Source organism: Streptomyces sp. NBC_00503 (assembly GCF_036346895.1).
GTDB lineage: Bacteria > Actinomycetota > Actinomycetes > Streptomycetales > Streptomycetaceae > Streptomyces.
Map to the genome: position 1 here is coordinate 5,902,379 of NZ_CP107855.1, position 20,802 is coordinate 5,923,180.

The 20,802-nt window shown below is 73.4% G+C and carries 15 protein-coding genes; 5 read left to right on the forward strand and 10 right to left on the reverse strand.

Annotated elements, in window-relative coordinates:
* Positions 1-87: 87 nt before the first annotated feature.
* Positions 88-2,619 (forward strand): ABC transporter permease, encoded by a 2,532-nt coding sequence (locus OG490_RS27350; RefSeq protein WP_330298914.1) that lies wholly within the window; start codon positions 88-90, stop codon positions 2,617-2,619.
* A gap of 105 nt (positions 2,620-2,724) precedes the next feature.
* Here the strand turns inward: OG490_RS27350 and OG490_RS27355 are convergent, their stop codons facing one another.
* From OG490_RS27355 to OG490_RS27385, 8 genes are all read right to left on the reverse strand, one after another.
* Positions 2,725-3,117: a rhodanese-like domain-containing protein gene (locus tag OG490_RS27355; RefSeq protein ID WP_330301090.1), complete on the reverse strand. Its 393-nt coding sequence runs from the start codon at positions 3,115-3,117 to the stop codon at positions 2,725-2,727.
* Positions 3,108-3,668, reverse strand: coding sequence for a cysteine dioxygenase (locus OG490_RS27360; protein WP_330298915.1), 561 nt, complete (start codon positions 3,666-3,668; stop codon positions 3,108-3,110). The genes OG490_RS27355 and OG490_RS27360 overlap by 10 nt, the downstream gene beginning before the upstream one ends.
* 67 nt (positions 3,669-3,735) lie before the next feature.
* The gene (locus tag OG490_RS39235; RefSeq protein WP_311318651.1) at positions 3,736-3,822 is read right to left on the reverse strand and encodes a putative leader peptide; all 87 of its coding nucleotides are present in this window, start codon (positions 3,820-3,822) and stop codon (positions 3,736-3,738) included.
* Positions 3,823-3,854: 32 nt separating this feature from the next.
* Complete coding sequence (locus tag OG490_RS27365; protein WP_330298916.1) at positions 3,855-5,453, reverse strand: FAD-dependent oxidoreductase; 1,599 nt, start codon at positions 5,451-5,453, stop codon at positions 3,855-3,857.
* 188 nt (positions 5,454-5,641) lie between these two features.
* Complete coding sequence (locus OG490_RS27370; RefSeq protein WP_330298917.1) at positions 5,642-6,511, reverse strand: amino acid ABC transporter permease; 870 nt, start codon at positions 6,509-6,511, stop codon at positions 5,642-5,644.
* Entirely contained in the window at positions 6,508-7,182 is a 675-nt protein-coding gene (locus OG490_RS27375; protein ID WP_330298918.1) for an amino acid ABC transporter permease, read from the reverse strand. The genes OG490_RS27370 and OG490_RS27375 overlap by 4 nt, the downstream gene beginning before the upstream one ends.
* A gap of 155 nt (positions 7,183-7,337) precedes the next feature.
* Positions 7,338-8,192 (reverse strand): glutamate ABC transporter substrate-binding protein, encoded by an 855-nt coding sequence (locus OG490_RS27380; protein ID WP_330298919.1) that lies wholly within the window; start codon positions 8,190-8,192, stop codon positions 7,338-7,340.
* Positions 8,193-8,298: 106 nt separating this feature from the next.
* Positions 8,299-9,084 carry an amino acid ABC transporter ATP-binding protein gene (locus OG490_RS27385; protein ID WP_330298920.1) on the reverse strand — a complete coding sequence of 262 codons (786 nt, stop codon included), beginning with the start codon at positions 9,082-9,084 and terminating at the stop codon, positions 8,299-8,301.
* A gap of 279 nt (positions 9,085-9,363) precedes the next feature.
* Here OG490_RS27385 and OG490_RS27390 point away from each other — a divergent pair, with 279 nt between their 5' ends.
* Positions 9,364-10,110 (forward strand): response regulator transcription factor, encoded by a 747-nt coding sequence (locus tag OG490_RS27390; RefSeq protein ID WP_330298921.1) that lies wholly within the window; start codon positions 9,364-9,366, stop codon positions 10,108-10,110.
* Positions 10,111-10,122: 12 nt separating this feature from the next.
* The gene (locus OG490_RS27395; RefSeq protein ID WP_330298922.1) at positions 10,123-11,541 is read left to right on the forward strand and encodes a sensor histidine kinase; all 1,419 of its coding nucleotides are present in this window, start codon (positions 10,123-10,125) and stop codon (positions 11,539-11,541) included.
* A 33-nt stretch (positions 11,542-11,574) separates the two neighbouring features.
* Here the strand turns inward: OG490_RS27395 and OG490_RS27400 are convergent, their stop codons facing one another.
* Both OG490_RS27400 and OG490_RS27405 read right to left on the reverse strand, forming a co-directional pair.
* On the reverse strand, positions 11,575-13,704 hold the full coding sequence (locus tag OG490_RS27400) for an endo-beta-N-acetylglucosaminidase (protein WP_330298923.1): 2,130 nt from the start codon (positions 13,702-13,704) through the stop codon (positions 11,575-11,577).
* A gap of 31 nt (positions 13,705-13,735) precedes the next feature.
* The gene (locus OG490_RS27405) at positions 13,736-15,022 is read right to left on the reverse strand and encodes a glycoside hydrolase 5 family protein (RefSeq protein ID WP_330298924.1); all 1,287 of its coding nucleotides are present in this window, start codon (positions 15,020-15,022) and stop codon (positions 13,736-13,738) included.
* A 247-nt stretch (positions 15,023-15,269) separates the two neighbouring features.
* Between OG490_RS27405 and OG490_RS27410 the strand changes: the two genes are divergently transcribed.
* Both OG490_RS27410 and OG490_RS27415 read left to right on the forward strand, forming a co-directional pair.
* Positions 15,270-19,607 (forward strand): NEW3 domain-containing protein, encoded by a 4,338-nt coding sequence (locus OG490_RS27410; protein WP_330298925.1) that lies wholly within the window; start codon positions 15,270-15,272, stop codon positions 19,605-19,607.
* 8 nt (positions 19,608-19,615) lie between these two features.
* Positions 19,616-20,728: a LacI family DNA-binding transcriptional regulator gene (locus OG490_RS27415; protein WP_330298926.1), complete on the forward strand. Its 1,113-nt coding sequence runs from the start codon at positions 19,616-19,618 to the stop codon at positions 20,726-20,728.
* The last annotated feature ends 74 nt before the right edge of the window (positions 20,729-20,802 follow it).

Sequence of the window (20,802 nt, forward strand, 5' to 3'; positions counted from 1 at the left end):
CCCGCCGGAAGCGGGGGGTTGGCCCCAGGAGGCGGACGCCGGGGTGCTCCAATGTCAGGAGACCGCCCCGGCAGCAGAGTTGTCCGCATGATGCTGCGCTACGCACTCCAGACCGTCAGGGACCGCAAAGCCGGATTCCTCGGAGCCTTCGTCGCCCTGTTGTGCGCGGCGGCCCTCGTCACCGCCTGCGGCACCCTCCTGGAGACGGGACTCCGCGGAAAGATCGCCACCGAGCGCTACGCGGGCGCCCCGGTCGTCGTCTCCGCCGACCAGAACGTCCACCGGACGACGGTCAAGGAGAAGAAGGGCAAGAACAAGACGAAGAACAAGGCCAAGCCCGTCGCCGAGCGGGCCTGGCTGCCGGCCGCCACCGTGGACACCGTCCGCGCGGTGCCCGGCGTGGCGCAGGCCGTCCCCGAGCTCACCTTCCGGGCCGCCGCGCTGGTCAAGGGCGCGGACACGAAGCCCTCGTACGGGCACGCCTGGACCTCGGCCGCGCTCACCCCCTTCACGCTCGCCCAGGGCCGGGCCCCCCAGGGCGGCGCCGAGGTGGTCGTCGATCGCGAACTCGCCGCCCGCGCGGCCCTGAAGCCCGGCTCGGACCTCACCGTGCAGTCCACCGGTGAGCCCAGGACGTACAAGGTCAGCGGGATCGCCGCCACGGCCGGCGGGAGCCTCGCGCACCAGAGCGCGCTGTTCTTCAGCGACGCCGAAGCGCAGCGGCTCGCCGCCCGCGACGGGCAGGTCAGCGCCATCGGGGTGCGCCCCGAGCCCGGGGTCGATGCCGGAGCACTCGCGGACCGGGTCCGCCAGGCGCTCCACGGCACCACCGCGCAGGTCGCCTCGGGCGACGAGCGGGGCCCCGTGGAGTTCCTCGACGCGGCCGGCGCCCGCATCAAGCTGGTCTCCATGGGAGGCGCGATGGGCGGCACCTCCCTCCTCGTGGCGATCCTCGTGGTCACCGGAACCTTCGCCCTGTCGATCCAGCAGCGCCACCGCGAGCTCGCCCTGCTCCGCGCCATCGCCGCCACGCCCCGCCAGCTGCGCCGCATGATCGGCCGCGAGGCGCTGCTCGTCGGCCTGGCCGCCGGGGTGGCCGGAGCGCTCGCCGGGCTGCCGCTCGCCGCCTGGCTGCACGGCCGGTTCGTGGACAGCGGGGTGGTGCCCGTCACCCTGGAGCGCACCGCCGGGATCTTCCCGATGATCGCCGCCGTCGGTGCGAGCCTGCTCGGCGCCTGGGCCGCGGCCCGGATCACCGCGCGGCGCATCGCCCGGATCCGTCCCGCCGAGGCGCTCGCCGAGGCCGCGGTCGAGCGGCGCCGGCCGTGGGCGCGGACCGTGGCCGGGGTGCTGCTGCTGGCCGCCGGAGCGGTCCTGGTCGCAGTGCTGAGCACGCTGCGCACCGAGCCGGCGTCCACACCGGTCACCTTCCTCGCCGTCGTGGTCCTCGCCGGAGCGGTGTCGCTGCTGGGCCCGTTCATCGTCAGGGGCGCGGCCGCGCTGCTCGCCGGACCGCTGCGCGCGGCCGGTCCGGGAGGGCACCTGGCCACCGCGAACCTGCGGGGCAACGCCACCCGGATGGCCTCCGCCGTCACCCCGCTCACGCTGCTGATCGGGATGGCCTGCACCGTGCTCTTCGTCACCCCGACCCTCGGCGACGCGGCGCGGGCTCAGGCCCGTGACGGGGTGCGGGCCGAGTGGGTGCTCGCCGGGCGGGGTCCGGGGGTCTCCCATGGCGCGGCCGAGCGGCTCCGGGGGACCCCCGGGGTCTCGGCGGTCACCGAGATCGTGAACACGTCGGTACGGGTGGGGCTGACGAAGTACGCGGCGCAGGGCGTGACCCCGGCCGGCCTGGACCGGACCTGGGACCCGGGCGTGAGCGGCGGAAGCCTGACGGGCTTCGGGGACGGGAGCGTCGCGGTCAGCGAACTGGCCGCGGACCAGCTGGGGCTGGAGCCGGGGAGCCCGTTGGCGCTGACCCTGGGCGACGGAACGCCGGTCACCCTCACCGTCGCCGCGGTGTACGGGCGGGGACTGGGCTTCGGCGACGTGACGCTGCCGCACGCTCTGGTGGCCGCGCACGTGGACGATCCGCTGGCTTCGTCCGTGCTGGTGGCGGGGACCGCCGGGAGGGACGCGCTGGCCTCGGCCGTACGGGAGTACCCGGGCGTGGCGGTGCTGTCGGCGGCCGACGCGGACGGGGCGCGGGCCGAGCGGCAGGCCGCGGGGGCGGAGATCAACCTGCTGGCGATGGGCCTGGTCCTGGCCTTCACCGCGATCGCGGTGGCGAACACGCTGGCGATGTCCACGGGGGAGCGGCTGCGGGAGTTCGCGATGCTCCGCCTGACGGGTGCCACCCGGCGGCAGGTACGGGGGATGCTGCGGGTGGAGGCCCTGGCGGTGCTCCTGATGGGGGCGGCGCTGGGTTCGGGGATCGCGCTGGCGGTGCTGACCGCGTTCAGCGTGGGCATGACGGGGGTGGCCGCGCCGGTGGTGCTTCCGCTGGCGTACGGGGTGGTGGTCGCCGGGGCGGGCCTGCTGGCCCTGTGCGCGACCTCGCTCCCGGGCCGGCTGGCCCTGCGGGTCCGGCCGGTGGACGTGGCGGCGGCGAAGGGCTAGGCCGTCGCGAAAGGGCCGGTGGGGCTGGATCCAGCCCCACCGGCCCTTTCGGCACGCCCGTCGTCGGCGCGGCTCAAGGCCTCAACGCCTCAACGCCTCAAGGCCTCAAGAAGAAGGCGGTGTCACCGGCAGGCCCGCCGCGCGCCATGCCTGGAAGCCCCCCGTCAGGTCCGTCGCGTTGTGGAGCTCCAGCGCGTGGAGGGAGGCCGCCGCGAGGGTGGAGGCGTAGCCCTCGTTGCAGATCACGACGATGCGGACCCCGTGGTCCGTGGCCTGGGGGAGACGGTGGGAGCCCTCGGGGTCCAGACGCCATTCCAGTTCGTTGCGCTCGATCACCAGCGCGCCGGGGATCAGCCCGTCCCGTTCGCGCAGGGCCTGGTAGCGGATGTCGACCAGGAGCGCCCCGGTCAGGGACTCGGCGTGCGCCTCGGCCGGGTCCACGCGGGTGTACGTGGTGCGCAGCCGGTCCACGAGGGCGTCGATGCCGCTCACTGCCAGTCCGCCGGACGCTCGACCTGCTCCAGCGTGAGCACCGGGCCGGTGCGGCTGTAGCGGCGGATCAGGGGGAGCGGCGGGTAGTACGCGTGGACCGAGATCGCGTGCTCGGTTCCGGACTCGTTCAGCACCTCGTGGACGTGGTGCTCGCCGAAGGCCCGCCCGGTGCCCGCACCCAGGCTGCGGGTGCGGTCCACGTCCGGAGCCAGGGAGAGGGACTGCCAGCCCTCCGAAGGGATGCGGACCGCCAGGGAGTTCTCGGTGAGGCGCCCGCGGGCGGTGGTGAACGCGCCCCGCGACTCGGCGTGGTCGTGCCAGCCGGTGCCGGTGCCCGGGGGCCAGCCGATCAGCCAGGCCTCGCTGCCGCCCGGTCCGTCGAGTCGGATCCAGGTCCGGCCCTCGGGGTCGAGGGGGAGGGAGGCGATCAGCTCGGGGTCGGAGGCGATGCGCAGGGTGAAGGCGAGGAGGTCCGCGGCCGTGACGGCGGCTGGAGCCGGAGCGTGCGTGGACGCGGGGGCGTGCGTGGACGCAGGGGTGTACGCGGGTGCAGACATGGAGGGTGACCGTCCTGGGGGTTCGCGAAGGCGCGCGGCACTCGGCGGGCGCGCGGAGGAAGGCGAATCAGCAGGAAGGGCGACACACGCAGCCCGCGTAGCGGAGCAGGTCCATATGGACCCTCCGCCACAGGCGTACGTCGTTGCCGGTCATGTCCGTGAGTGAAGCACGAGTGGGCCGGAGGGTCAATCGATCACTGGTGTGACGGCGGGCGTCACAGCGGGGGCGGGCGAAGGGGTGGGGGCGGACTCGGGCGCGCCGTGGCGGACGGCGTCCGCGGCCTCGTACAGCTCCGCCGGGCGGACCCCGGCGAAGGTCGCGGCGAGATGTCCGTCGGGTCGGACGAGGAGCACGGTGTGCGCCGCGGCCCCCGGGTACCCGTCGGCGACCAGCAGCTCCGTCCGGACCGGGAGCGCCGCGACCGCCGCCGCGAGGCGGGGCATCAGCCCGGCGCCCAGCCAGTGGCGCCGGTCCCAGACGCCGGTGCCGGGCGCGACGAGGACGACCAGCAGCCTGCCCCGGCCGAGCCGGTCGCGCAGCGGCACCGTGGCGCCGTCGGGGGCGGTCACCGGGATGTTCTCCACGGGTCCGCCCGGCTCGGTGGCCGTCGGCACCTCGCGCACGGCCACGGCCGGGGCGTACACGGGCTCCGCGCCCAGCGGGCCCCGCCCCAGGTGGCCGTCGGTGAGGAGGGATTCGGCGGCGCGCGAGGCTCCGGGCAGCAGGGTGCGCAGTCCGCCCCCGGAGCGCAGTACGGGCATGGCCTGGTCGGCGGCGCGCAGCCGGGCGGCCACGGCCCTGCGGCGCTCGGCCTCGTAGCTGTCGAGGAGTTCTTCGGATGCTCCCTGGTGCCAGGCGAGGGCCAGTTTCCAGGCGAGGTTCTCGGCGTCCCGCAGCCCCTCTTCGACGCCTTGGGTGCCGAGCGCGCCGAGCAGGTGCGCCGCGTCCCCGGCGAGGAAGGCGCGGCCGTCGCGCCAGCGCCGGGCGAGCCGGTGGTGCAGGGTGTGGACGCCGGTGTCGAGGAGGTCGTACGGGGGTGCCGTGCCCCCGCACCACACCGCGAGGGTGTCGCGGATGAGGGTCACGAGGGCGTCGGGGGTGACGAGGTCCCCCTGCGGGGGCAGCAGCCAGTCCAGCCGGTACACGCCGTCGGGCAGCGGCCGGGCGGTGACCTCGCCGGCTCCGCCGGGCAGTCCGCGGTGCAGCAGGGCCTCGCCGGGCCAGGGCAGTTCGGTGCGCAGCGCGGCCACGGCGTGGCGTTCGACGGCGGTGCGGCCGGGGAAGCGGATGCCGAGCAGTTTGCGCACGGTGGAGCGGGCCCCGTCGCAGCCGATCAGGAAGCTGCCGCGCCACCAGGTGGTCTCGGCGCCGCGGGTGTGCGCGGTGACCCCGTGGCCGTCCTGCTCCAGGGCGTCGATCCGGCTCTCGGTGACCAGCTGGACCAGGGGGTGCGCGGTGGCGGCGTCGCGCAGCCCGCGGGTCAGGGCGTGCTGCGGCAGGTGGATCGGGGCCGGTCCGTCCTCGAAGGTGATCCGCTGGGAGTCCCGGCCGCGCCGCATGGTGCGCCAGGCGGCGAAGTAGGCGCCCTCGTCGCGCAGGGTCGTACAGCCCAGCCGGTGCACCATGGCGGCGGTGTCGGCGTGCAGGGCGACGGTGCGGGCGGGGCGTGGCTCTTCCTTGCCGGGTCCCTCGTCGAGCACGACGCAGGGCACGCCCTGGCCGGCCAGGGCGAGGGCCATGGACAGCCCGACGGGCCCCGCGCCGACGACGATCACCGGGTCCATGATGTGGCTCCCGGTGTCCGGTATGTGATCACAGAACGTATGCAACCCACTGGAGGTGCCTGCGTCAAGTGACGCCGGTCCGGACAATGCCGAGTGGTGCGGCGGATGAGTTCCGCCGCACCACACGTGTCCCGCCAGTGTACTGACCGTCTGTCAGGCCGGGTGCCGACAGTCCGTCGGGGGGTCGGTCAGACCGCCGAGCCCGCGTCGAGCCCGGTGTTCGGGACGATCGCGTCGGTGGTCCGCTTCGACCGCCGCAGCGTCTTCTCGAGCCAGGAGGCGAGGCTGGTGAGGGCGAAGTTCACCGCGACGTACAGCAGGGCGATCACGACGAGCGACGCGATGACGTTGCTGTAGTTCGCCGCGATCTGCCGGTTCATCGACAGCAGCTCGGCCAGGCCCAGCAGCGCGCCACCGATCGCGGTGTCCTTGAGGATGACCACGAGCTGGCTGACCAGCGCGGGCAGCATCGCGGTGACGGCCTGCGGGAGCAGTACGTAGCCCATCACCTGGCTCTTGCGCATGCCGATCGCCTTCGCGGCGTCGGTCTGCCCGCCCGGCAGGGACTGGACCCCGGAGCGGACGATCTCGCCGATGACCGCGGAGTTGTACAGGACCAGGCCGGTGACCACCGCGTAGAGCGGCCGGACGTCGGTGCCGATGTCGGTGTAGATCCGGTACAGGGCGTTGCCGAAGAACATCAGCATCAGCACGGGGATGGCCCGGAAGAACTCCACCCAGACGCCCACGGCGGCACGTACCCACGCGTGGTCGGAGAGCCGGCCGATGCCGAGCAGTGCGCCCAGCGGCAGGGCGATCACCATGGCGAGGGCGCCGGCCCGCAGGGTCTCTCCGAGGCCGGGCAGCAGGAACGTGGTCCAGACCCGGCCGTCGGTGAAGAAGATGCTCCACTTGTCGGCGTCGAGCTGGTTCTTGTCCGCCATCTTGGACAGCACCCACCACAGGGCCGCTGCGCACAGGACGACGAAGACGCCGGTGTAGATCCAGTTGCGCGCCTTGGCCTTGGGGCCCGGGGCGTCGTACAGCACGGAGGTCATCGCTTCACCGCCACTCGCTTTGCCACCCAGCCGAGGAACAGGCCGGTGGGCAGGGTCAGAAGGACGAAGCCCAGAGCGAAGATCCCGAAGATGGCGAAGAGCGCGTTGGCCTCGTTCTCGTTCATCTCCTTCATCAGCAGGGCCGCCTCGGCCACGCCGATCGCCGCTGCCACCGTGGTGTTCTTGGTGAGGGCGATCAGGACGTTGGCGAGCGGTGCGACGACCGCCCGGAAGGCCTGGGGGAGCACGATCAGGGTGAGTACCTGGAAGAAGCTCAGGCCCAGCGCGCGGGCCGCCTCGGCCTGGCCGACCGGGACCGTGTTGATGCCCGATCGCAGGGCTTCGCACACGAAGGTGCCGGTGTAGGCGGCGAGCCCGAGCACCGCCATCCGGAAGCCGATCTCCTTGAAGGTGCCGCCGCCGAGCGTGATGGTGAGCGTCGAGCCGAGACCCAGCGAGCAGCCGATCAGGATCAGGGTCAGCGGGATGTTGCGGACCACGTTGACGTACGTGGTGCCGAAGCCCCGCAGCAGCGGGACAGGGCCGACCCGCATCCCGGCGAGGGCAGTGCCCCACACCAGGGCTCCGGCACCCGAGTAGAGGGTGAGCTGAACCGTCACCCAGAAGGCTCCGAGCAGGTCGTACTGCCCGGAATCAAGAAAATCGAACACGATGGCCTGCGCTCTCCCCAGGATGGCCAGGTTGGCCGGTGCGGTACGGCGCCGCCCACGGCAGGCGGGCGGCGACGTACCTCATCGATGAATCGGGCCGGTGAATCTGGCCGGTGGATCAGCCGGTGGGCCGGTCGGTCGGACCGGCCCCCGGATCACTTGCCTTCGGTGATCGCCGGAGCCGGCTCGTTCTTGAAGCCGGACGGGCCCAGGTTCTTGGTCACGGCCGCCTGCCAGGCGCCGTCCGCTTCCATCTTCTGGAGGGCGGCGTTGACCTTGGTCTGCAGGTCCTTGTCGCCCTTCTTCAGGCCGATCCCGTAGTTCTCGTTGCTCAGGCTCAGCCCGACCAGCTTGAACTTGCCCTTGTTCTTGTCCTGCGCGGCGTAGCCGGCCAGGATCACGTTGTCCGTGGTCAGGGCGTCAACGGCCTTGTTCTCCAGGCCCGTCAGGCACTCGGAGTAGCCGCCGAGCTCCTGCAGGTCGGCCTCGGGGGCCAGCTTCTTCTTGACGTTCTGCGCCGAGGTGGAGCCGGTGACGGAGCAGAGCTTCTTCTTGTTGAGGTCCTCGGGCTTGGTGATCGAGGTGTCGTCGGCGCGGACCAGCAGGTCCTGGTGCGCGAGGAAGTACGGGCCGGCGAAGTCGACCTTCTGCTTGCGCGCGTCGTTGATGGAGTAGCTCGCGACGACCAGCTTCACGTCGCCGTTGGAGAGCAGGTTCTCGCGCTCGGCGCTGACGGCCTGCTTGAACTCGATCTGGTCGGGCTCGTAGCCGAGCTCCTTGGCCACGTAGGTCGCCACGTCCACGTCGAGACCCGTGAACTTGCCGTCGGGGGTCTTGAGGCCCACACCCGGCTGGTCGAACTTGATGCCGATGACGATCTTGTCCTTCTTGGCACCGCCGGTCGCGCCGCCGTCACTGGCGGCCTTGTCGCTGCTTCCGCCACAGGCGGTCGCGGTCAGGGCGAGAGCGACGGCAATGGCGGCGGTGGCGCCGACCTTGGAGAGCTTCATCGTGGACTTCCCTCGAAGTGAGACGTGAGACAGACGTGAGACGTGGGACGGACGTAAGCCGGGTTCGGACGACGATCCGTCACCGGATCACTACCAGACGCGAGGCTCAGTGGTGCAGGATCTTCGACAGGAAGTCCTTGGCGCGGTCACTGCGCGGATTGCTGAAGAACTGTTCGGGCGTGGCCTCTTCGACGATCTTTCCGTCGGCCATGAAGACGACCCGATTGGCGGCGGAGCGGGCGAAGCCCATCTCGTGCGTGACGACCACCATCGTCATCCCCTCCCGGGCGAGCTGCTGCATGACCTCCAGCACCTCGTTGATCATCTCCGGGTCGAGGGCCGAGGTCGGCTCGTCGAACAGCATGACCTTCGGGTCCATCGCCAGTGCGCGGGCGATCGCCACGCGCTGCTGCTGACCGCCCGAGAGCTGGGCCGGGTACTTGTCCGCCTGCGAGCCGACGCCGACCCGGTCGAGCAGCGACTTCGCCTTCTCCAGCGCCGCGGCCTGGTCCGTCTTGCGGACCTTCAACTGGCCCAGCATGACGTTCTGCAGAACCGTCTTGTGGGCGAAGAGGTTGAAGGACTGGAAGACCATGCCGACGTCGGCGCGCAGCCTGGCCAGCTCGCGGCCCTCGGAGGGAAGTTGCTTCCCGTCGACCGTGATGGAGCCCGAATCGATCGTCTCCAGGCGGTTGATGGTGCGGCACAGCGTCGACTTGCCCGATCCAGAAGGCCCGATCACCACGACGACCTCGCCGCGGGCAATGCTCAGATCGACATCCTGAAGCACGTGCAGCGCGCCGAAGTGCTTGTTTACGTTGCTCAGCACGACCAGGTCGTCCGCGGCACCGGCCGCGTCCTGCACGTCCTTGGTCACTGATACTCCGCTCATCGGCTTCTTGCTCCGTCCTCCTCGGTTGGGAGGACAGTAGTGAGGTGGCGCGCACAGCGTCAGTACATCTGAGGGAGAATTGAGCATAACGATCCGGCCTCGCACCGATACGCTCCGTACGCGGCCGCGTCGTCGGGCACCCGGAGCCGTACCGGGTCCGTAACGGAAGCCGCCCGCGACCTGAACCACCTTGACGTGAGAGTCTCCATCGGCGTGGATGCAGGGTGTCCGGAAAACGGATGCCGGACTACGGATACGGGAAGATCGGAAAGGGACGGTATGAGACTGCTGCTCGTCGAGGACGACGACCACGTCGCCGCCGCCCTGTCCGCGATCCTGGCCCGGCACGGATTCCAGGTGACCCACGCCCGCAGCGGCGAGGAGGCCCTCCAGGCCCTGCTCCCGGCCGGTGCGCCGCCCTTCGGCGTGGTCCTCCTGGACCTCGGACTGCCCGACCAGGACGGCTACGAGGTCTGCGGCAAGATCCGAAAGCGCACCACCACGCCCGTCATCATGGTGACCGCGCGGGCCGACGTGCGCTCCCGGATCCACGGCCTCAACATGGGCGCCGACGACTACGTGACCAAGCCCTACGACACCGGCGAACTCCTCGCCCGCATCCACGCCGTCGCCCGGCGCACCGGGGTCTCCGAGGAGCCCGCGGGCGGGGCGGGAACGCCCGGCACCGTACGGCTCGGGCCCGTCTCCATCGAGATGTCCACCCGCAGGGTCGGCGTCAACGACACCGACGTGCCGCTCACCCGCAAGGAGTTCGACCTGCTGGCCCTGCTCGCGCAGCGGCCGGGGGTGGTCTTCCGGCGGGAGCAGATCATCAGCGAGGTCTGGCGCACCAGCTGGGAGGGGACGGGCCGGACCCTCGAGGTGCACGTGGCCTCGCTGCGGTCCAAGCTGCGCATGCCGGCCCTCATCGAGACCGTCCGCGGCGTCGGATACCGGCTCGTGGCGCCGCCGGTACCCCCGGCTCCGCCCGCCCCCGCCGCGCCGCCCGTCCCGCCCGCCCTCTAGCGGGGATCAGCCGTGCGCGCCCGTCTGCTCCCGCTGCTCGTCGTCCTCATGGCGGGCGTGCTCCTCGCCCTCGGCTTCCCGCTCGCGGTGTCCCTGGCCGCCGGACAGCAGCAGCGGGTGGTCGTCGACCGGATCGACGACAGCGCCCGCTTCGCCGCGCTCGCCCAGTTCGTCATCGACGCCGAGGGCTCGAAATCCAGCGGAGCCGACGAGCGCCGCGACATCCTCCAGCTCGAACTCGCCCGCTACCAGGAGCTGTACGGCATCAGCGTCGGCATCTTCTACCGGGACGACAACGCCATGGTCCGGGCCCCCGGCTGGTGGCGGCTCCCCGAGTCGGGCGAGGGCCGCAAGGCCTTCGAGGACGCCCTCGCCGGACGGCGCAGCCACGACCCCGGCCAGGTGTGGCCCTGGCAGACCCACGGCAAACTCCTCGTCGTCTCCCCGGTGGTCCTCGACGGGGACGTGGTGGCCGTCGTCGCCACCGAATCCCCCACCGACCAGATGCGGGCCAAGATCCTGCGGGGCTGGCTGCTGATCGTCGGCGGGCTCGCCGCCGCCATGCTCGTCGCCTTCGGCGCCGCCCTGCGGCTGACCAGCTGGGTGCTCAAGCCGGTGCGGACCCTGGACGCCGCCGCCCACGGCATCGCCATCGGGCGGATGAACTCCCGCGTCGCGGCCGGCGGCGGCCCCCCGGAACTGCGACGCCTGGCCCGCTCGTTCAACGAGATGGCCGACAACGTGGAAGAGGTCCTGGAGCAGCAGCGCGCCTTCGTCGCGGACGCCTCCCACCAGCTGCGCAACCCCCTCGCCGCACTGCTGCTGCGCATCGAGCTGCTCGCCCTGGAACTGCCCGACGGGAACGAGGAGATCGCCTCCGTGCGCACCGAGGGCAAGCGCCTGACCCAGGTCCTCGACGACCTGCTGGACCTGGCGCTGGCCGAGCACGCCACCGCCGAGATCAGCCTGATCGACATCGCGGGGCTGGCCGCCGAACGGGTCACCGCCTGGCGGCCGTACGCCGAGGAGAAGGGGGTCCGGCTCACCGGGACGGGTCGGGCCGCCGCCACCGGCTGGGCCGATCCGATCGCGCTCTCCAGCGCGCTCGACGCCGTGATCGACAACGCCCTCAAGTTCACCCCGGCGGGCGAGGCCGTGGAGGTGGGCCTCTCCGTCGAGGGCAGCCGGGTGCTCGTCGTGGTCGCCGACCGGGGGCCCGGACTCAACCAGGAGGAGCTGCTCCGGATCGGCGACCGGTTCTGGCGCAGCGGCCTCCACCAGAACGTCAAGGGCTCCGGGCTGGGCCTGTCCATCTCCCGCACCCTGCTCGCCGCGGGCGGCGGATCCCTCTCCTACGGGACGAACCCGCCGCACGGGCTGCGGGTGACGGTGTCGGTCCCCCGCACCGACCCCGCCGCCACGGACGGGTGAACGTCGAGGTCACCACTGCTCGGGCATCGTGCGTCAGAGGGCTCCGGCCCAGGTGAGGGAGGTACGGGCGGGGGCGGAGACGGCGTACGGCTCGTCCACGGCCCGGATCTCGAAGACGGCCGCCTTCTCCCGGCCGGCCCGTTCGACGGCCGGGAGGTACAGGGCCGTGCCGCAGGTGCCGCCGAGGAAGCGGCGGGTGCCGTCCGCGAGGACGCGGGACACCTCGTAGTGGCGGACGGGGCCGGGCGAGCGCTGCCAGGACAGTCGCAGGGCCGCCCTGCCGGACTGCTGGGCCGCGGCGGACACGGCCGGGGTCCCCGGGGTCGCCGGGCGGGGGCCCGGGGCGCCATCGCGTACCGTCAGGGCGCCGAGCCGCCAGCGCACCGGCTTCCTTCCGCGTCCCGTGATCCGTACGGCCAGACCGTGCGCGGTCTGGCCCGCCAGCTCCGACAGCCCGACCCGGGTGGTGCGCCAGCCCTGCCCGGTACCCGGGGTTTCCGCTTTCAGCCAGGTGTACGGGACCTCCTGCCCCGGAGCGGCCGGCTCGCGCGTGGCGACCCCGAGCTCGACCGACACCGGACCCGACTCGGTGGAGTGCACCAGCTCGACCACGGTGGAGCGGGTCAGCGGCAGCCGGGTGGAGTGCAGCCCGACGGCGGCCGGAGCGGTGAGGGCGCCCGCGACGAGGAGGCTGGAGCCGCCGCGCCAGGCGGCCGCGAAGTCGAGGGTGACCTCGGGGCGGGTTCCGGCGGTGTCCACGACCCAGCGCCGGCCCGGCAGCCGGTCCTGGAGGCCGAGGTGGTTCCACGGGGTGTCGCAGACGGGCCTGCCCTCCTCGTACCAGCGTTCCCCGTGGCCGGTGTTGAAGGAGCAGGCGAAGGGCAGCGCGGTGACGGTGGACCGGTCGGCGACGGCGGTGGCGGGCGCCCGCCAGGCGGAGTCGGCCGCGGGGCGGGCCGGGTCCAGGGACTCGCCGGTCCAGAACCGGTCGTCGGCGCGGTGGAAGGCGCCCGGGGAGCGGTCGGTGAGGTGGTTTCGGGTCCACTCGGGCCGGTAGAACCCGTAGGAGACGACGTGGTCGCGCTCGCGCGGGACGATCGCGTCCCAGTCCACCGCCGAGTTCCAGCCGTTGGACTCCGTGTCCACGGCCGCCCACAGCTCGTGGCGGCTGCGCCCCAGCCGGTCCGCGAGGGCGCCGGAGGCGGCCAGCTTCGCCGGGGTCCAGCGGAAGTCCACGAACATCGTGTCGGCGACCGTGCCCCGGCGGTCCTCGAAGAACTCCTGGTTGAGCCCGTTGAGCGCGCCCTGCCAGCCGACCGCGCCGGTGGAGTTCATGGCGTCGTACCAGGTGGTGCGCAGACCGTGCGGCTCGCCCGCGGCCCGCAGGGCGCGCAGGAACTGGCGGGTCCGGGCGGCTAGTTCGCTGTCGCCCCCCTCGGTCTCGGCGTTGACGAACCAGCCGTCGAACCCGTAGGTCCGCGCCACCTCCACCAGCTTCTCCGCCACCGGGAAGCGGCCGAGGGAGTCCCGCTGGACCAGGTCCCGGGTCCACTGGAGGTCGCCGCCGTAGGGCACGGGCGGCAGGAACACGTTGCCCATCACGCGGACGCCGTTGCGGTGCGCGGCGTCGACGACCGGCGCGTTCGGGGCGAGGACGATGCCCTCGCCCGAGGAACCGCCCCAGAAGACCAGCTCGTCGATGTACGCCCAGTGGGTGAGGGCGTAGTAGTCGGCGGTCGGGGAACCCTGTGCGGGATTCCCGGCGGTGTTCCCGAAGGAGACGAGCGAGGCGATCCGGGCCTGGCCGGCGCGGGCCGTGGAGTTCGGCGCCACCGGGGTGAAGCGGGGAGCCAGCGGCACGGTCGCGGTGTTGTGGGCCAGATCGGGGTCGGACCCGGGGCTCCACCGCAGCAGGGAGCGCCAAGTGATCCCGGGGCCGGGGGAGCCCTGGGGGAGCGAGTCGGGGAACCAGTACGAGGCGTACGGAGCCAGGTCGGCGGGGCCGACGGGGGCCACGGTTGCTGCTCCGGGGGCCGCTGCCGCCGGGGCCGCGGCTCCGTACAGCAGGGCGCCGGCGCCCACCCCGGCTCCGGCGAACAGCAGCCCGCGCCGGGTCGGCCGTATCGCGGGACGAGGGTCGACGCCGTTGTCGGTCTCGGACATGAGGGGATCCTCCGGAGGGCGTAGGGGCCGGTCAGGCCCGGGTGGGGACTTCGCAGACGTGCAGTACTTCGGTGATGCCGCGGGAGGCCAAGTGGTCGGCGTCCCCGGCGCGTTCGGCCAGGACCACCGCCGGGCGCACCCCCTGCGCCGTGAGCTCGGCCCAGGCCTCGAAGAAGGAGCCGCCCGGGGCGCACACCGAGCGGTGGGGCGCTGCCTCGGCGCCGCCCACGTCCACGGCGAGCGCGGTGGAGCGCACCGCCGGGCGGTGGGCGCGGCCCCGCCACTCCTCGGTGATCCGGGCGATGACCTCCCCGGCGGGCTTGGCCCGGCGGTCGTTGGTGAGCAGGCCGAGCCCGTACTCCAGATCCGGGAAGTCCGCGAGCTCCCGGGACACGTCGTGCGAGCACCACCAGGTCACGCCCCACAGGTCAGGGCAGTCCAGTGCACCCACCACGGTCGCCTCGGTGAAGGAGGCCGCGTGCTCGGGCCCGATCAACGGCGCGGGCGCGCCCACCTCCTGGAGCCAGACCGGCCGGTGCGGATCCAGCGCCCAGGCCTTGGAGAGCTCGATCAGGTACGCGGCGTGGTGCTCGGTGGCCGTCCCGGTGCGGCCGTGGCGCTGGGCGGTGCCGTTGAACACCCAGGAGTGCACGGCGGTCGCACCGCCGAGGCGGGCCGCCTGGGCCACGGTGAAGGGGTGCCCGTCCTGGTACCAGGCGGCGTCGTACTCGGCGTGCAGGTGCATGCGGCCGGGCGCGCCCTCCTCGCAGGCGGCGAGCATCCGCTCCAGCCACCGCCCGGCCTGCTCCCGAGTGATCCGGTCGGGGGAGGGGTGCGGGTCGTCGGAGAACTGGTTGATCTCGTTGCCGACCGTCATGCCGAGGAAGTTCGGCCGGTCCGCGAGGGCGGCGGCCAGCGTGCGCAGGTACTCCTCCTGCCCGGCGACGACCTGCGGATCGCTGAAGATGTTGCGCCGGTGCCAGGTCCCGGTCCACGCCGGCAGGAAGTCGAAGCTCGACAGGTGTCCTTGGAGCCCGTCGACATTCACGTCGAGCCCGCGCTCGGCGGCCGCGTCGGCGAGCGAGACGAGCTGCTCCACGGCGCGCGGCCGGATCAGCGTCCGGTTCGGCTGGAACACCGGCCACAGCGGGAAGACCCGTACGTGGTCCAGGCCGAGGCCCGCGATGGAGTCGAGGTCGGCCTTGACCTCGTCGAGGTCGAAGTCGAGCCAGTGGTGGAACCAGCCGCGCGTCGGCGTGTAGTTGGCGCCGAAGCGGAGGGTTCGCGGGGCGGGGGAGGCGGCGGGGCCGTCGTGCATGAATGGTCCTGGAGTTCAGGGGAATTCACCGGATGCCCATAACCTGCCGTCCCCGGACCGGATAAGTCAACAGGACCGTTATCTCCGAACGTCCCGACTTGGCGGGATGAAAGTCCTCACCCCAGGGACCGTGGTACTTATGCGCTTCAGTCCAGTTGACAGGCCGGTTCAAGTCGCTGGAAGCTAAGCGCACTAATGCGGTTTAGTCGTTGTTGAGCGGTGTTGTCACACAAGGAAGTGTGCGGAAATGGACAGCGGAATTACGGTCACGTCGGTCACCACACCGGCACTCTTCACCGGCCCGCCACAAACCCCGTCGCAGGTCATCCGGGTGCGCATCCGCAGGGCCCGCCCGGCCGGGCCGCTGCACGTGTCCGTGCACGGGGCCGAAATCACCACCGCGCACCCGCGCATCGTGCGCGCCGACACCGCCGAGGCCTACGCGGGCACGGACGCCCGCGCCGCGCTCGGGGAGCGGGCCGAGGTCCCCGAGTCCACCGTCGAGGTCGCCGTCCGCACCGGCGCCGCCGCCCCCGGGACCGTCCTGCCCGCCACCGTCCGCGTCACCACCCCCGACGGCCGCCCGCTCGCCGAGCGCGCCTTCGGCCTCGTCGTCGCCGAGCCCGGCTGGACCGTCCGCCTCGTCCCGCACTTCCACTACGACCCCATGTGGTGGAACACTCAGGCCGCCTACACCTCCCTGTGGGACGCGCCTCCGAAGCCCGGCGAGGCCGAACGCGGCTGGGAGTACACCGGAGTTCCCGCCTTCACCCTCGTCCCGCTCCACCTCCAGCAGGCGCGCGAGGACCCGGCGTACCGCTTCGTGCTCTCCGAGGTCGACTACCTCAAGCCCTACTGGGACACCCACCCCGCCGAGCGCGACGAGCTGCGCGCGCTGATCGCCGAAGGCCGCGTCGAACTCGTCGGCGGCACCTACAACGAGCCCTCCACCAACCTCACCTCCGCCGAGACCACCATCCGCAGCGCCGTCCACGGCCTCGCCCTGCACCGCGGCACCCTCGGCGCCGACCCGCGCACCGCCTGGCAGCTCGACGTCTTCGGCCACGACCCGTCCTTCCCCGCCCTGATGGCCGGCGCCGGCCTCGACTCGGCCGTCCTGGCCCGCGGCCCCCACCACCAATGGGGCCCGATGATGGACACCTGGGGCGACGCACTGCGCCCGCCCGCCGCCATGCAACTGCCCGCCGAGTACGAGTGGATCGCGCCCGGCGACAGCGGCGGACAGGGCCTGCTCCTGCACTACCTGCCCGCGCACTACTCGGCCGGCTGGTTCTCCCACCGGGCCCCCGACGCCGAGGCCGCCGCCGAGCAGCTGCTGGACCTGTACGAGCTGCTGCGCACCGCCGCCGCCACGAAGAACGTGCTGATCCCGATGGGCACCGACTTCTCCTGGCCGCACCGCTGGGGCCTGGACGTGCAGCACGCCTGGAACCGCCGCTACTGCTGGCCCCGCATGGAACACAGCGGCCCGCGCGCCCACTTCGACGCCGTCCGCGCCGAGTTCGCGGAGCGCGGCGAGCAGCCGCTGCCGGTCACCCGGGAGATGGGCCCCGTCTACACCGGCAAGGACGTCACCTACAGCGATGTGAAACAGGCCCACCGGGCCGCCGAGAACCTCCTCGAACAGGCCGAGACCTTCGCCGCCCTCGCCTGCGCCGAAGGACTGACCGACTACCCGGCGCAGACCCTGTCCAAGGCCTGGCGCCACCTGCTGCACGCCGCCCACCACGACGCCGTCACCGGGACCTTCTCCGACCAGGTCTACCTCGACCTGCTCCCCACCTGGCGCGAGGCCCACGACCTGGCCGCCGGGGTACGGGAGGAGGCGCTGCGCGCGCTGACCGCCCAGGCCGACACCCGGGGCCCCGGCCCGCTCGCCGTCACCGTGCACAACCCGGTGTCCTGGACCCGCACCGACCTGGTCCGCACCCGCGTCGAGCTCGCGGTACTGGGCCTCGCGGACGCCGCCGCCGACCGGGTCACCCTCCTCGACGACGCCGGCCGCGGCGCGTCCGTCCACCTCGAGGCCGTCGCGGACGGGGTCGCCGAACTGGCCTTCCTCGCCGCCGACGTGCCCTCGCTCGGCCACCGCACCTGGTGGCTGGCCGCCTCGCCGGTGCCCGTATCGGGCGGCTGGGAGCCCGCGCCGGGACACGCCGTCCAGAACGACTTCCTGCGCGCCGAGGCCGACCCCGCGCGCGGCGGCGGCCTCGCCCGGCTGCTGGACCGGCGCACCGGGCAGGAGCTGCTCACCGCCGGGGAGGTGGACGAGCTGGTCGTGCAGGAGGAGTACGACAAGCACCCCTACTTCGAAGAGGGCCCCTGGCACCTGCTGCCCAAGGGGCCGGGCACCGGGTCGGGCGCCGCGCCCGCCGAGTCCTGCCGGGCTGAGCGAGGGCCGCTGGGGTCGCGCCTCGTGGCCAGCGGGCGGACCGGGCCCGTCCGCTGGACCCGGACCACCACCCTGTGGGACGGCCTGGACCGGGCGGAACTCACCACGACGGTCCACGCGTTCGAAGGCCGCGACCAGCTGCTGCGGCTGCGGATCCCGGCCGACGTGCCCGGCGCACTGCCGGTCGCCGAGACGGCCGCCGCCGTGGTGGGGCGCGGGTTCGCCTTTCCCGAGGCGGATGCCGGAGCCGATCACACGCGGGCCCCGTGGACCCTGGACAGCCCCTGCCTGAACTGGTTCGCGCTGTCGGCTCCGATGACCGGTCCGGGCGGACGGGCACTGGGCGCGGCCGAGATCGTCCTCCCGGACTCGGGCACCGCGCAGGGCCTGCGGGAGCTGGTCACCGCCCTGGGCCGCCACGGGGTCACCGCGACCCCGACCCGGCCCGGCGGGCCGCGCTGGGGGGACCTGGCGGTGGACAGCAGCCTGCCCGACTTCCGCATCGCACTCGGCGGCCCCGGCGAGAACGCCTTCACGGCGGCGCTGCTGGAGTCGGCGGATCCCGCGTACGCGAAGGCGGTACGGGAACACGCGCGGGTCTGGGTCCCGGCCCGCGCCGGGCTCCGCCCGCTCTGGACCCCGGGCTGCGACCTGACCGGGATCCGGGACCTGCCGGTGCTGGTCCTGACCGGCCCGGCGGCGGACCTCGCCCGGGCCGTCGCAGAGTCGGGCCGCATCGAGGCGGAGGCTGCGGCCGCCGAAGCGGGGCCTCCGGCCGGCGAAGGCCGCGCGCACGAGGCGACGTACCCGCACGGGGCGACGTACCCGCACGGGGCGACGTACCCGCACGAGGCGACGTACCCGCACGGGGAGGCGTACGCGGACACGGAGGCGTACGCGGACCGCACGGTCGGGGTCCTGGTCCGCGGGACGCCCAGCTTCGCCGTCGACACCGCCGGGCGGCTGCACAGCACCCTGATGCGGTCCTGCACCGGCCGCCCGAGCGGCGCGTGGATGGATCCCCCGCGGCGCACCGCCCCGGACGGCACTTCCTTCCAGCTCCAGCACTGGACCCATGTCTTCGAGCACGCGCTGGTCGCGGGCTCCGGGGACTGGCGGTCGGTGGACCTGGTGCGCAGGGGCAGGGAGTTCAACAAGCCGCTGACCGCCGTCACGGCCGAACCCGGCGAAGGCCCCCGGCCGCCCGCGCGCTCGCTGCTCGGCGTGGAGCCGGCCGACCGGGTGCTGATCGAGACGGTCAAACGGGCCGAGGGCTCCGCGGAACTCGCCGTCAGGCTGCGCGAGACGCACGGCCGCCCGGTGACGGCCGAGACGCTGTGGCCGACGGATCCGGCCGCCGAGGCCGATCTGCTGGACCGCCCGCTCGGTTTCTTCGAGGGCCGGATCCAGGGCGCGGCGACGACCACGCTGCTGCTGCTCACGGAATCGGGCATGCCGCTGCGCGAGGGCGAACGCGAAGCGCACCAGCCGGTCTTCAGCCGCTACTGGCTGCACAACACGGGGACCGCTCCGCTCGGCGACGCCCCGTACACGGTGACCTGTGACGGGATTCCCTCCGGCGCGACCGTCACCCTCGCCGCCCACGGGGCCGGAGCGGGCGGCCCGGTGGCCCTGGAGGTCCGGGCCCCGGAGGGCTGGCAGACCTCCTGGACCCGGCGGCGGACCGAGCTGGAGCCCGGCGGGCACGTGTCGCTGCCGCTGACCGTGGAGCCCCCGGCGGACGCCGAACCCGGCGAACACCTGGTCCGGATCCTCGCCGACACCCCGGCGGGCGAATTCGAGGACGTGCTGACCGTCACCGTCCCCGGAGCCCCCGAAGGCCCCGCCGGGCTGTGGGTGGACGCGCCGGAACCCGCCGTCACCGTCGCCCCCGGCGCACGTACCTCCGTACGGGTGCGCATCGGGTCCACCGGCATCCGCTCCGCCCTGCGGGGGCAGGCCCACGCCGTCTCCCCGTACGGCAGCTGGCAGCTGACCGCCCCCGCCGTGCAGCCGGTCGAGGTACCGGCGGACGGATGGGCCGAGGCCGTCTTCGAGGTGCGGCCGCCGCTCGGCACCCCTCCGGGGGAGTACTGGGTGGTGGCCAAGGCGGTCTGCCAGGGCAGGATCGCGTACGGTCCGGCCATTGCCGTCCACGTCAGCGAGGGATGAGACAGGCCATGGCCCGCAGACCCACCATCAAGGACATCGCCCGCCAGGCCGGGGTGTCGGAGAGCGCGGTCTCCTTCGCGCTCAACGACCGGCCGGGAGTCTCCAAGGACACCCGCGCCCGGATCCGCCGGGTCGCCGAGGAACTCGGCTGGCAGCCCAACAGCGCGGCCCGCGCCCTGTCCGGCGAACACTCCGGCGCCGTCGGACTGGTCCTCGCCCGGCCCGCGCACACCCTCGGCGTCGAATCCTTCTTCCTCCAGCTGGTCTCCGGCATCCAGGAGGTCCTGGCCGCCGGCCGCATCGCCCTGCTCTTCCAGGTCGTCGAGGACCTCGACGCCGAATGCGCGGTGTACCGCCGGTGGTGGGCGGAGCGGCGTGTCGACGGGGTCGTGGTGGTGGACCCGCGGACCGACGACCCGCGCCCGGCCCTCTTGGCGCAGCTCGGCCTGCCCGCGGTGACGGTGGGGGAGACCGGCCCGCCGGGGGAGAGCGGCCGGCCCGGGGAGAGCGGCCGGCCCGGGGAGACGGGGCCGTGCTCCGCCCCGCCCGCCCCGCTCGCCCCGCCCACCCTGTCCGCCGTCCTCGCGGACGACGCGGGCGCCATGGCCGAGGTGCTGGACCACCTGTACGGGCTCGGCCACCGCCGGATCGCGCACGTCGCCGGACTGCCCGGACTCGCCCACACCGAGCGCCGCATCCGCTCGCTGCACGCCGAGGCCGAGCGGCTGGGGCTCGGCCCCGGCCAGGTGCGCTCGGTGCCCACCGACTACTCCGACGCCGAGGGCGCGGCGGCCACCCGGCGGATCCTCGCCGAGCCGCAGCCGCCTACCGCGATCGTCTACGACAACGACGTGATGGCTGTGGCCGGCGCCGCCGTCGCCGCCGAGCTGGGCATCCCCGTGCCGGGCCGGCTCTCCATCGTGGCCTGGGACGACTCCGCGCTCTGCCGGGTCACCCACCCGCGGCTCACCGCCCTCGTCCGGGACACCGCGGGCTTCGGACGGCTCGCCGCCGAGGAACTCCTCGCCGTCCTGGCGGGGAGCCCGCCGAGGTCCCGCGAGAGCGAGCGGCCCCGGCTGGAGCCCCGCGAGAGTACGGCTCCGCCGCCGGCCGCATACTGAATTTCGACCCCTTCCTGGAGCGACCCCGTGACCACTCCCACTCCCACCTCCGCCTTTCCCGCCCCCCGCGCCGG